Source organism: Halomonas sp. KHS3 (assembly GCF_000830495.1).
In the GTDB taxonomy this organism is placed as follows: domain Bacteria; phylum Pseudomonadota; class Gammaproteobacteria; order Pseudomonadales; family Halomonadaceae; genus Vreelandella; species Vreelandella titanicae.
On sequence record NZ_JWHY01000002.1, the window covers coordinates 578189 to 590658 of the forward strand.

Here is a 12470-nt window from a genome sequence, read left to right on the forward strand (position 1 = left end):
TCTACGAGTGATAGATCACTCTAGACAGTGTTCAATCAACCTAGGATTCTGACGCCATCTAATGATCAAACTATTGTCTCCCATCTTTCAAGGCGATTGGGCACACTACGGCCAAGGTCTGATCTGTAGCGAGGCGGCGGGAAGCAATGCATATCTCCTTGCTGACCTGCTAAATGAGCCAGGGAAGATCGATGACATTTTGGTACGTCGCGCTCGCTTTTACGATTTTGACGACTTGCGGCCAGTGGCATCTATCTGGCTGCTGAAATACGTCACTCTTCTTATTCCTCCTATCGCCGCCGCCGCAACAGTACTGCAGCATGGATTCCCCGTTAAACCGGAGTATATTTCGGTAATATTGGATGAAAATGCAACACCAGTCGCTTTCGTAATTCCTCATCTTGGCGAAAGCATTACTGGGCTCGACGCTCAGCGGCGCTATGCTCCTCTAATAAAAGAGCATTTGGAGCCGCTTATTACCTACCTTTCCTCGCGCACTCAAGTGCCGGCCAAGATATTGTGGGGAAATGTTGCGCGGCGATTAGAGACACTTCTTACCCTTGCACAACAGCTGGACTCATTTTCTCCTGATATTGCTCAGCGGGCTGCGAGTGATAAAGCATACCTGCTAGAGCAACGTACTTGGCCCGGTAAAAAACGCAACCCGATGTTTGGCTCGAAACGTCAAACGATGCGGATAACAGAGGAGGGAGAAGTGCCGGTGCGGCTCCATCGGCACTGCTGCCTTGACTATCTTTTGCCAGGAGGCAGTTACTGCGGGCTCTGTCCACTTTCCCCTGAATTTCGCAAGCGAAAGAAGCGTCTACCTGTGTCAAAAAGCACACCACTAAGCTAGATCACTGTTCGGTCAAGGGATCCATGAGTGTTAAAAAGATTTTTAATGAGTTCATTCAATGAACCAGCGGCGGGCGTTGTGGTAACAGATATCCGCAATGATCTCATCAAGCATCTTGTGATCATTCGGTGCCAGCCCCTCAGAAACCCAACGGCCGACGATACGGCAAAGCAGCCTTCTGAAATATTCATGTCGGGGAAAGGACAAAAAGGAGCGACTGTCCGTTAGCATGCCGGTGAAGGTGGACAACAGCCCCATTTGCGCCAGATGGTTCATCTGGTTTTCCATGCCGTCAATTTGATCATTGAACCACCATGCAGTCCCCGCCTGTACCTTGCCTGCTATGCCACCGCTTTGAAAGTTACCCGCTGTGGTGACGATGATGGGGTTTTTACTGGGATCCAGCGCATAAAGAATGGTGCGCGGTAGCTCATTGGTGCTATCCATGCGATCCAGCAATTTGTTTAACGGCTCGGCAATGGGCTTATCTTGAATGGAATCAGCACCTGAGTCGCTGCCCGCCGCCGTTAATATTTGCGTACTGTTATTACGTAGTGGCCCTATGTGAAGTTGCATCACCAGGTCAGCCCGCGCGTACGCACGGCCAAGTGCTACCAATACGGCCATACGGAAGCTCTCTGCTTCCTTTGGCTCTAAGGCTTTGCCCTGGCGGCCTTTTCCAAGAATGGCGTCAAGCTGGCTAGCGCTTAGCTCATCGGCCTGTTCTAGCTGGCCAATACCGTGGTCGGCGGCACGGCAGCCGTTGGCAATGAAGTACTCCAGGCGATCCGTGAGTGCGCTTACCAGATGCTCGAAGGTGCTGATGGGCTGTCCGGTCAGGGTCTCCAGTTTTTCAAGGTAGTTATTGAAACCTGCGCCTTCGATTGCCAGCGCGCGATCCGGGCGAAAGGTAGGCACCATGGAAAGCTCACCTTTGTGTGGCGAGGCAGCAAATGCTTGGTGGTGCTCAAGGCGGTCGAGCGGGTCATCGGTGGTGCCAATGAGTTCGACCTTCATCTTTTTTAGCAAACCCTGGGCGCGGAACTCAGGCTGGCTCAGCATTGCTTGCGTGCTTTGCCAAATCTCCTCTGCGCTGTCGCCGTTGATCAACTTGCCTTCATCACCAAAGTAGCGCCACAGTTCGAGATGGCTCCAGTGGTGCATGGGGTTGCCAATTGCCTTAGGCAGAATCTGGGCAAACGCCAGAAACTTCTCTTTATCTGTTGCGCTACCGGTAATGTGAGATTCAGGGACGCCCGCCCAGCGCATGACACGCCACTTGTAATGGTCATGGCTCAGCCATAGATCGCCCAGGTTGTCCCAGCTGCGATTGTGAGCCACTTCTTCGGGCGGAAGATGGTTGTGGTAGTCAATAATCGGCAAGTCCGCAGCTACATCATGGTAGAGGCGGCGTGCTGTTTCTGTATCCAGCAAGAAATCAGTGTGTAGGTAATTATTCATAGAAAAGCCTTCTGGTTTACCATTTCAGCGATAGCGGCTCGTGCAAAAGCGCCAAAGTAATGTGTTATCGCTGCTCACGACGCTTCTCCCACGGTGATTAGCCCGCCATGCTCTATGACGCGACCACCGTAGTGCAAGGGGCGATTTTCACCTGCTGGTAGCACTATATTGAGCTGTTTAAATGGAAAAGGCATATCCCCAGCCTGGCTGATTTGCAGTTCCAAACTATGCTCATCGCCGGTAAGCAGCAGAGTGGTGATGCAGTGCGGGCCATCTTTGGACTCGCCGTCATCATCGTAAATCAGTGAGGTGCAGGAAAACGATCCAGGCTGTGGAAACAGTGCCAACGTTCGGCCAACTTGCGCCTCCGGCGTTGCTTTTATGGCCTCATTCGCAAGCGGCAGTATTGATCCAGCCTTAACAAACAGCGGCATATCCGCCAATGAAACCGGCTTCTCTAACCATGTTCCTGGGGCATGCAGTTGGCCTGTCCAGTAGTCCCACCATCCTGCATGGTTGTCGGGCAGATAGATGCGCCGCTTATCTGCGCCTTGCTCAACTACAGACGCTACGAGTAGGTCTCGACCTAGAAGGAAATCGTCGGTGTCTGCATAGGTCTGTGCGTCATTCTCGTGATCGAGAAAAGTGGGCCGTAGCATGGGTTCATGGTTGTTGACCGCCTGCCAAAGGCAGGTATAAAAATATGGCAACAAGCGGTAACGGAATTGGATAGCGGCACGGATGCCTTCGGTAACGCTGGGGTGCGTCCAAGGCTCGGTCACAGAGCCATCGTTGTTCCAACTGTGAATGGAGAACCGGGGATGAAATATGCCGTTCTGAACCCAACGGAGTAAAAGCTCCGGGCCAGGTTGGGGGCCAGCAAACCCGCCGACGTCATGCCCAATGTTGTAGATTCCCGAAAGCGACAGGCCCAGCCCCATGCGGATATTCCAACGCAGGCTCTCCCAACTGGTTTTGTTGTCTCCCGTCCAGGTCTGGGCAAACTGTTGTAGGCCAGCACAGCCTGACCGGGTTACCACGTATGGGCGATGTTGAGGCGCATGTTGTGACTGCGCCTCCCATGAAGCATGAACCATTAACAGCGAATGCAAGGGCCGTATCAGCCCCACCTCGACCTCTTCACCAAAGCCAACGCAGCGAGCGCCATGATCCCACACTTCAAATTCGTTGTTATCATTCCAAGTGGAAGTGATGCCGAGGTTCAGCAGTTGTTGAGTGACGTTCTCTTTCCACCAACTGAGCGTATCGGGATTGGTGAAGTCGAGATGAGAGCCTTCATCGTCCCAGAAGCTTGAAAGCTCCGGTGTGTCAGATTCACTGTCTTGGATAAATAATTTATTGTTTGCCACTTCTGCGTAGCGCGGGTGGTTCCTTAACAAGCAGGGCTTGATGTTGGCGATCAATCGCACCCCGGAATCATTAAAGGCTTTCGTCAACGTGGTTGGATTGGGCACCTTGTCGTTATTCCAATGAAACACATAACGCTTATCTTCAATGGAGGTGTAACCCGAAGAAAGATGAAAGCTGTCGCAGGGGATAGCCTCGTTCTCCAGCTTTCGCAAAAAGCCGATGAGCTGATCCTGAGCGTCGGGTGCATCAGTATAGGCCATGGTTGACCCGGAATAGCCCAGCGACCAGCGTGGCGGAAATGCCATCCCCCCGGTTAAGGCCAACTGGCTCTTCACCAGGTCTAGAAGCTGTGGAGACCAGCGGAAATAGTAATCCAGGTCGCCATCATCGGCGGTAAAGGAGCGATAAGGGGCGTGGTAGTTATCAAGCTCCTGCCCTATGTTCAATACACAGGTGTTCAAAGTGTCGTAGAAGATACTAAAACTACCGGTGGACGCGGTTTGGGTAAGGGTGAACGGCAGGTGTTTATACAGCGGGTCGGTGCGCTCTGCGTCATACCCCATAGCGTCTAAACTGCGCATTTCGAAACGCCGCCCCGTCCGCTCCAACAGCCCGGCTTTTTCGCCCAAGCCATAAACCCGCTCATCGGGGTGCCGACGTAAATAGTGGGCGTGGGCATGGTTCTTAACGCCCAGCATATAAGCGCCGGTGGGTCTGTCTTCAGTTAAATACTTCCAGCCCTCATCCACGAAGGCTTCCCACCTAAAATGCAGCGGCTGAGAGACGATGAGCCGTAAGGCATCGGTCTCGATCTGCAACTGCCCATCCGACCACCCAAGCTTGTACTGGGGACAACTGAACCCCGTCACCGAATCACGTGAGCGCCCCTTTGGTAAGGTGTGGCCATCCGGGTTTACCGTCCATGAGCGGTTAAGGCGCCATGCACCATCTTTTAGCAGCCGCACTCGGAACAATTTGTTGTCTAGAATGTTGATGCAGATTAAATGTCTATCGTGCACTCTCAGTTGCACTGTCGTGTCGTCGTGGTGCTCCAGGCGCCAGTTTTTTAAGGTTTTCATTGTTTATCCTTTGATTCCTGAATTCAGGATTTAACGGTGGTCATCACCTGGAACCAACTCGTTAATAACCTAAAATAAGCTGGGGCAAAAATAAGCTGATTTGTGGAACGAAGGTCACCAGTAGAACAATGGCTATCAAGACTAAATAAAATGGCAGGATGGGTTTCATCACTTGACCAATACTCACGCCACTGATGGAGCAGCCGACAAACAGTGCTGAGCCCACTGGCGGGGTACAGATACCGACGCAGAGATTGATCGTCATGATGATGCCGAAGTGAACCGGGTCTATACCGATATCCTGCATCACTGGCATAAGGATAGGGGTGAAGATAAGCAGTGCTGGTGTCATATCCATAAAAGTACCAATCACCAGCAGTACGGCGGTAATGCACAGTAGAATGATGATCGGATTATCAGATATACCGATCATAAAAGAAGAGATCGTTAAAGGTATGTCGCCGAACGCCATGGCGCGGGACATGGCAATGGAGCAGCCGATTAAAAATAATACGATAGACGTTGTGACGACCGAGTCGATAAAAATCTTGGGAAGATCCGTTACCCCTATTTCTCTGTACCAACATAAAGACAGGAACAGTGAATAAGCAACTGCGATCGCTGAGGCTTCGGTCGCCGTAAATACGCCACTAATAATACCGCCAATCACCACTACAATAAGGCCTAAAGGTAATATCGCCCGGCGTACTGCTGATTTAACTTCAGCAAGGGAGGGTTTCTCCGCGACGGGGTAGCCCTTTCTTTTAGATATGATCCCTGCCACCACCATCAGGGATAAGCCCATGATGATACCGGGGATATAACCCGCCAAAAAAAGCGCGGCTATCGACGTGCCGCCAGTAATCAGCGAGTAAACAATGAGTGTTGTGCTGGGAGGAATCAACAGGCCCGTAGGACAAGAGGTGACGTTAACGGCTGTCGAAAAAGCAGGATCATAACCCTCCCGCTTCTGGATAGGAGCCATTACGCCCCCAACGGCCGCCGCTGACGCAACGGCTGAGCCGGATAAAGCGCCGAACAGCATATTGGAAATGATATTGACGTGGGCAAGCGAGCCAGGAAGCCTTCCGGCAAGCACTTTCGCTAAATCGATAAGGCGAAGTGCGATGCCGCCTCGATTCATAATGTTGCCAGCCAAAATGAAGAAGGGGATGGCTATTAACGTAAAGCTATCAAGCCCCGACGCTATTTGCTGGGCAACAATGCTGAGGGATTGGTCGACGCTCATGAATAGCAGGAAGGTGAGTGTCGCAGATACGCCAATCGCGAACGCAATGGGTATGCCTAAGACCATTAAAAGCGCGAACGACCCAAAAAGCACCAGGACGGTTATATTCATATTAATCTCTCTCTTGTGGAGCAGGTGCTTGTTGCGGATCGATAGTGAAGCCGCCTTCCGACTTAGGGTTAAGCCAAACCCGCCCTAAAAAGATAAAACAGTAAAAAATGATGATTAGCCCGGAAGCTGGAATGGGACCATATACATAGCCCATGGGGAGTCTCAACGTGGGGGTGATTTGGCCCGATGCCAGCGTTCGGGAGACCATTTGCCAACCACCCCAAACCATTACAAAGAAGGCAAAGCCAGCCACGATTAACAGTATGAGTGTATTAAGTAACTGACGTGAGCGGCCGTTTAAGGCAAGAGGCAATATATCAATGGCGAGATGTCGAGCTTGGCCAAAGGTGTAAGCACCTCCAAGTAGCGCTAACCACATGAACAACAAGCGAGCGATTTCACTTGTCGCTGTGCTTGGGGTGCCTAGTACGTACCGGGATAATACTTGCCACGTCACACTGACGACGATGATCAACAGTATTAAAAACACAGACGTGCCAAGCACATAGTCCATTGTGCGTTTCATACGTAAGACCTCTGGTTTTATTTTTGTGTATTGGTGACTAGCTTCTTACTCCCTAGTCATTGTGCAGAGAGTCGCTTCTACTCTAAAAGATGTCAACCAATTTGTTTTATTGGTTGACATGATATAGTCGGTAAGCCATCTTGCATCTGTAACTTAGAAAGTGAGTGCCTCAATGACAGTCGGCTTTCACGACAACAATCACAACAACAAGCATAACAAGCAGGAGAAACAGCTGATGACAACAAAAGCCTTGCGACACACGGCTCTAATCAGTGCGGCGCTGTTCATGTCAGCGGCCTCAGCTCAAGCCCAGACACTGCGGCTGAACCACAATAATCCTGAAGACCATCCTACTCATGTCAGCATGCAGTACATGAGTGAACGTCTTTCAGAGCTCACCGATGGTGAACTGGATATCCGCATTTATGCCAACGCACAGCTTGGCTCGCAGCGTGAATCCATGGAGTTGGTACAAAACTGTACATTGGATATGGCGCGCAGCAATACGGCCGAACTGGAAGCATTCGAGCCAATGTACAGCGCCATGAATTTACCTTTCATTTTTGAAAGCGAAGAGCATTTTGAACGGGTCATTAACGGAGATATTGGCCAAGATATTCTTAACGCGTCACGTGATAAAGGATTCATAGGGGTTGCCTTTTTAACCGAGGGGGCTCGCTCCTTTTATGGTGACCGGGCCATTCAATCGCCAGCAGACCTAGAGGGTCTGAATGTAAGAGTACAACCAAGCCCATCAGCGGTAAGAATGGTTGAGCTGTTGGGAGGCAATCCGACACCTATTGATTGGGGCGAGCTTTACAGTGCGCTGCAGCAAGGGGTGGTCGAGATGGCAGAAAATAACCCAACGGCCCTGACGAACGCGCGTCATGGCGAGGTAGCAAGCCATTTCTCGCTTGATGAACATACCATCATCCCATCCGTGGTCGTCATCTCCAGCTGCGCCTGGGATCGTATGTCGGAGGATCAGCAAGCGGCGATGAGACAGGCGGCATCAGAAGCTCAGGCATTTCATTCCGATTCCTGGAATAAAGCGGCAATGGCAGCATTGGAAACCGCAGAGACTGAGATGGGGGTTGAGATTAATGAAGTAGATAAAGCGCCCTTTATTGAAGCGGTCATGCCTATGCACGATGAGGTGGCCAACCAATCTGCTGAATTGGCCGACCTAATCAGTCGAATCAAGGCAGAGGCTAACTAAAACCGCTGCAGGGGAGGTGGGAGAGATGCTAGAGCGATCATCCTTGGCTGAGAATGCCCTCACGTCGTTACATGACGAAGAGTACGACGTGCCGTTGAATCTGCAAAATCTGAACCACTCCACCATGGTGTTCACGAAAGGTCGCACGTCAACGTCGCTTAACGGCAGTTGGAATTTTTGCGTGGATTTGCTTGATACAGGTCTGCGTCAAAAATGGTATGAAATGCAGCCGGCCAACCCTGTCGATCGCGTTGAACCCTGGGACTACGACCCATTTATGGGTGAGTCCATCCCGGTGCCCTCAAACTGGGCCATGTTAAAGGAAAAATGGTACTTCTTTGAGGGCAGTGCTTGGTACACCAAAAAGCTGCCCCCAGAGCTTTTTAAAAAGCGAGAGAGTGACGCGGAATCAGACCAACGCTACATCCTTAGGGTCGGTGCGGCTCAGTACGACTGTAAAGTATTTCTTAACGGAAAATTCCTAGGCAATCACTATGGCGGCTCGACTCCCTTCTACGTTGAGCTGACGGATGACCTTGCCGAAGAAACCAATTGGCTGATGCTCTGTGTCAATAATACCCGTACGCTGGATCGCGTACCGATGCGCAATACAGACTGGTTTAATTACGGTGGCGTTTACCGCGAGGTCGAGCTCTTTAGCTTACCCAGAGAATTCATTCGCGATATGTTCATTCGCCTTTCTCAGGATGGAAGGGCGATAGAGGTTGATGTAGTTGTTGATAGAGCTGTTGATAGCGCTGTTGATGGCCCCAGCATTCACCATGCTCACCTTGAGATACCTGAATTAGGAATTGCTCAAAAGATTAACATTGAACATGGCAAAGGTACTTGCCGAATAGCAGCAGAGCCAGAGCGATGGTCGCCTGAAAACCCACGCCTATATAAAGTGGTGCTGACTGCTGGCGAAGACCGTATCACTGACAATGTCGGATTCCGCTCCATCGTTCGCCAAGGGGTCGATATTCTCCTAAACGGTGAGCCTATCTGGCTACGTGGCATTTCTGTCCATGAAGACGATGACATCCTAGGGAAAGTGACGTCCGATGAAGACATTCGCAGACGGCTCGCTCATGCGAAAGAGCTTGGGTGCAATTTTCTTCGCCTCGCGCACTACCCCCATCATGAACGCGCAGCTGAACTAGCCGATGAGATGGGCTTTTTACTATGGCAAGAAATACCCGTTTACTGGGCCATTGACTTTGATAATCACAACACGCTTAAAGACGCTAAAAACCAACTCATTGAGTTAATTAAGCGTGATCGCAATAGAGCTAGCGTCATTATTTGGTCGATTGGCAACGAGAACCCAGATACGGATAGTCGTCTCTCTTTTATGCGTGACCTGGCTGAAACTGCACGCCTATATGACCCCACGCGCTTAGTCGCCGCAGCGTGCCTAATTAATCATGCAAAATTAAAAATTGAGGATCGGTTAGTCGACCATTTAGACGTTATAGGCATTAATGAGTACTACGGTTGGTACGATGAAAACTTCGACGACCTGTACGCCATCGGAAAAAATTCCGACCCTGATCGTCCCGTCGTCATTTCTGAAACAGGGGCGGATGGCGATAACTCATCTCAAGGCCCGTCTGAAGGCCTGTTCAGCGAAAAATATATGGCGGATGTGTACCGGCGGCAGATCGATACGCTGCAAAAATTAGCGTACATCAAAGGCATGTCGCCTTGGATTTTATACGATTTTAGAGTTGAGCGAAGACAAAATATCTTTCAGAGAGGGTTCAACCGGAAAGGGTTGATTGCTGCTGATAAATCTACAAAAAAAGAAGCATTTAATGTTCTAGCTTCTTTTTACCACTCTATAAAAGATTAAAAATGGAAATGAAATCTAATGCATAAAGGTTTACGGCGTTACCAGGAGCTGGCTCGCGACTTGAAGATTTTGATTCAGCAGAAAGGGTATAAAGTCGGCGATCGTATTATGACTGAGCGTCAGATTTCAGAGGCTTTAAACGTGGGCAGATCCGCAGCGCGCGAAGCCATACTCATGCTTGAAATTGAAGAGCTGGTTGAAGTGAGAAAAGGGTCTGGCATCTATTTGCTTTCCGACAGTCGCTCGGTAGCACAGCCTGTTGTGGATGATATAGGACCGTTTGAACTGTTACAGGCAAGGCAGCTTTTGGAAAGCAGCATCGCCGGCTTTGCCGCGGTGTCAGTCACCAAAAACGATATTGTACGTATGCGGGAAGCGCTTGATATGGAGCGCAAGGGCATTGAAGAAAAGAATAACGACTACTCCAGTGATGAGCTATTCCATCGCCTGATAGCGGAGGCGACGCAAAACAGTGTATTGGTCGATATGGTCTCTGAACTGTGGGCCAAAAGAGACCAGAGCTTGATGTGGGCCAGACTACATGAGCGGATATTTGATACCAACTACCGAGAAAAATGGCTAAAGGATCATCAGGATATTCTCTCTGCACTGCAGCTAAAAGATGCCGAAGGGGCGCGTAAGGCGATGTGGGTTCATTTAGATAACGTCCGAGACACCCTAATGGAGCTTTCCGACGTTGAAGACCCGAATTTTGACGGTTATCTGTTTAACAAGAGCACGATTTAATAAGAGCATTATTTAACACTAATAATACGGGGGAGAAGGTTGATGAAACATACATGGCGCTGGTTTGGGCCGGACGATCCAATCAGCTTGTCGGATGTACGACAAGCTGGCTCGACTGGTGTTGTGACGGCTCTGCATCACTTACCGAACGGTTGTGTGTGGCCCTTGAATGAAATCATGGAGCGTAAAGCTATTATCGAAGCTGCTGGGCTTGAGTGGACAGTGGCAGAAAGCATTCCGATACATGAGGATATAAAGACTCACGCCCATGGTTGGGAAACACTGGCTGATGCCTGGGCAGAAAGTGCCATTAATCTTGCCGAGGCTGGCATAAAAACCATCTGTTACAACTTTATGCCGGTTCTTGATTGGACCAGGACGTCCTTGCGCCATGAGTTACCTGATGGGGCCTTATGCTTAAGGTATGACGCGCTTAGCGTCGTCGTTTTTGATTTGCTTATACTGCAGCGCCCCGGCGCAGCGTCAGATTATGACGAGAAAACGCGGGAATCAGCCCGGGCTCGCCTATCTGAAATGAACGCAGATCAGGTTGAGGAATTAACGAATACTATTATTGCTGGCCTACCAGGTGCTGAAGAAAGCTACAGTCTCGATAGCTTCAGCGAGCGGCTCGCTGCCTACAAAGACATTACCGCCGAGGTTTTGAGAGAAAACCTCGCTTCGTTTCTCTCAAGAGTCATTCCAAAGATAGCGCATACAGGCGTTCGATTAGCGATTCATCCAGACGATCCACCGTATTCTCTGTTCGGGCTGCCGAGAGTGGTCTCAACCGCCCAGGACTTAAGAGATATTGCGAATATGGTCGATTCGCCGGTAAATGGTTTCACGCTCTGCTCTGGATCACTGGGCGTACGAGCTGATAACGATGTGCCTGCAATATTGCAAGAACAGGCAGATAGAGTGCACTTTTTACACTTACGAAATACTACCTTGGAAGCAGATGGGGCCAGTTTCCACGAAGATGCCCATTTAGAGGGTGATACCGATATGGTTCGCCTGGTCGATATCATTCTGGACATTGAAGCAAAAAGGGGCGAACAACTTCCCTTCCGTCCAGACCATGGTCATGCGATGTTGAGTGATTTGCGCAGCGACTTTAAACCTGGCTACCCGGCAATCGGGCGTTTGCGCGGCATGGCGGAAATTCGTGGTGTTGAGCGTGCGCTTCAGTTCAAACGTTCCAACAAACCATAGCCTTGGAATCAAAATAGATAGGCTGTGTGTAAGAGGGTGAGTATAAGAAAAACTAATACCCCATTAGCAGGATGATTTTTAGCAATCAGCATTCCCGGTTACTTTATTGCCAGATTAATTAACGCGACGCTAATTCCGGCAATGGGGGCAGGGCAATGTGGGAAAGTTATATCACCGGGCTAGTGGTGTGCGGCGGGATTATCATGGCGATTGGGGCGCAAAACGCCTATATCCTAGGGCTGGCTATTCGTCGTGAGTACCACTGGTGGTCGGCAGGGTTGTGCATCAGCGCGGATATTATCCTGCTCACGGCGGGCATGTTTGGGGTGAGTGCTTTTCTGCTGACGATGCCCAACGCATTGGAGGCAATGCGCTGGGTGGGCGTAGTGTTTTTAAGCTGGCTGGCGGCTCAGGCGCTGTTTAGAGCCTTTAGCGGGCGGCAAGGGTTAAGTGCCGAAGCGGGCAAAGCGCGCAGCTTAACCAAAGTGATTTTCGCCACCCTTGCCGTCACCGTGCTTAACCCTCAGGTGTATCTGGATACGCTGCTGCTGATACCCGCCATTGGCGCCCAGCAGGAGAGCGCCGGTGTTTTTGTGGCGGGAGCCTCGACTGCCTCCATCCTCTGGTTCAGCCTGCTGGCCTGGGGCGGCGCTGCGCTTTCGCCTTGGCTTTCAAAACCCATCGCATGGCGCATTATCGATGGCCTGATTGGCTTGATGATGGCAGGCATCGCTGTACATCTTGCTTTAGGGGCGTCATCTCTTAGCTAAGCTATTTACTG

At 50.5% G+C, this 12470-nt stretch carries 10 protein-coding genes; 6 read left to right on the forward strand and 4 right to left on the reverse strand.

Going from position 1 to position 12470, the window contains the following annotated elements; genetic code table 11:
• The first annotated feature begins 61 nt into the window (after positions 1–61).
• A complete protein-coding gene (fhuF, locus tag RO22_RS04830) occupies positions 62–856 on the forward strand; it encodes a siderophore-iron reductase FhuF (protein WP_052475530.1) in 795 nt (264 codons plus the stop codon).
• 51 nt (positions 857–907) lie between these two features.
• Here fhuF and uxaC read toward each other — a convergent pair whose 3' ends face one another.
• The 4 genes from uxaC to RO22_RS04850 all read right to left on the reverse strand — a co-directional run bounded on the left by uxaC (position 908) and on the right by RO22_RS04850 (position 6653).
• Positions 908–2317 carry a glucuronate isomerase gene (gene uxaC, locus RO22_RS04835; RefSeq protein WP_041157744.1) on the reverse strand — a complete coding sequence of 470 codons (1410 nt, stop codon included), beginning with the start codon at positions 2315–2317 and terminating at the stop codon, positions 908–910.
• A gap of 74 nt (positions 2318–2391) precedes the next feature.
• On the reverse strand, positions 2392–4767 hold the full coding sequence (locus tag RO22_RS04840) for a TIM-barrel domain-containing protein (RefSeq protein ID WP_041157745.1): 2376 nt from the start codon (positions 4765–4767) through the stop codon (positions 2392–2394).
• A 61-nt stretch (positions 4768–4828) separates the two neighbouring features.
• Positions 4829–6127 carry a TRAP transporter large permease gene (locus RO22_RS04845; protein WP_009287127.1) on the reverse strand — a complete coding sequence of 433 codons (1299 nt, stop codon included), beginning with the start codon at positions 6125–6127 and terminating at the stop codon, positions 4829–4831.
• 1 nt (position 6128) lies between these two features.
• Positions 6129–6653, reverse strand: a complete 525-nt coding sequence (locus RO22_RS04850; protein WP_009287128.1) for a TRAP transporter small permease — start codon at positions 6651–6653, stop codon at positions 6129–6131.
• A gap of 172 nt (positions 6654–6825) precedes the next feature.
• On the opposite strand from RO22_RS04850, the gene RO22_RS04855 reads away from it, so the two are divergent.
• From RO22_RS04855 to RO22_RS04875, 5 genes are all read left to right on the forward strand, one after another.
• The gene (locus tag RO22_RS04855; RefSeq protein WP_200890223.1) at positions 6826–7872 is read left to right on the forward strand and encodes a TRAP transporter substrate-binding protein; all 1047 of its coding nucleotides are present in this window, start codon (positions 6826–6828) and stop codon (positions 7870–7872) included.
• A 25-nt stretch (positions 7873–7897) separates the two neighbouring features.
• Positions 7898–9727, forward strand: coding sequence for a glycoside hydrolase family 2 protein (locus RO22_RS04860; protein WP_041157746.1), 1830 nt, complete (start codon positions 7898–7900; stop codon positions 9725–9727).
• Positions 9728–9745: 18 nt separating this feature from the next.
• Positions 9746–10474, forward strand: a complete 729-nt coding sequence (locus RO22_RS04865) for an FCD domain-containing protein (protein ID WP_027959959.1) — start codon at positions 9746–9748, stop codon at positions 10472–10474.
• A gap of 42 nt (positions 10475–10516) precedes the next feature.
• On the forward strand, positions 10517–11689 hold the full coding sequence (gene uxuA, locus RO22_RS04870) for a mannonate dehydratase (RefSeq protein WP_041157747.1): 1173 nt from the start codon (positions 10517–10519) through the stop codon (positions 11687–11689).
• A 155-nt stretch (positions 11690–11844) separates the two neighbouring features.
• Positions 11845–12459 (forward strand): LysE/ArgO family amino acid transporter, encoded by a 615-nt coding sequence (locus tag RO22_RS04875; protein ID WP_022521792.1) that lies wholly within the window; start codon positions 11845–11847, stop codon positions 12457–12459.
• The last annotated feature ends 11 nt before the right edge of the window (positions 12460–12470 follow it).

Coding starts and splice junctions, on each gene's coding strand:
- fhuF (WP_052475530.1), top strand. CDS start 62: ATGATCAAACTATTGTCTCCCATCTTTCAAGGCGATTGGGCACACTAC.
- uxaC (WP_041157744.1), bottom strand. CDS start 2,317: ATGAATAATTACCTACACACTGATTTCTTGCTGGATACAGAAACAGCA.
- RO22_RS04840 (WP_041157745.1), bottom strand. CDS start 4,767: ATGAAAACCTTAAAAAACTGGCGCCTGGAGCACCACGACGACACGACA.
- RO22_RS04845 (WP_009287127.1), bottom strand. CDS start 6,127: ATGAATATAACCGTCCTGGTGCTTTTTGGGTCGTTCGCGCTTTTAATG.
- RO22_RS04850 (WP_009287128.1), bottom strand. CDS start 6,653: ATGAAACGCACAATGGACTATGTGCTTGGCACGTCTGTGTTTTTAATA.
- RO22_RS04855 (WP_200890223.1), top strand. CDS start 6,826: ATGACAGTCGGCTTTCACGACAACAATCACAACAACAAGCATAACAAG.
- RO22_RS04860 (WP_041157746.1), top strand. CDS start 7,898: ATGCTAGAGCGATCATCCTTGGCTGAGAATGCCCTCACGTCGTTACAT.
- RO22_RS04865 (WP_027959959.1), top strand. CDS start 9,746: ATGCATAAAGGTTTACGGCGTTACCAGGAGCTGGCTCGCGACTTGAAG.
- uxuA (WP_041157747.1), top strand. CDS start 10,517: ATGAAACATACATGGCGCTGGTTTGGGCCGGACGATCCAATCAGCTTG.
- RO22_RS04875 (WP_022521792.1), top strand. CDS start 11,845: ATGTGGGAAAGTTATATCACCGGGCTAGTGGTGTGCGGCGGGATTATC.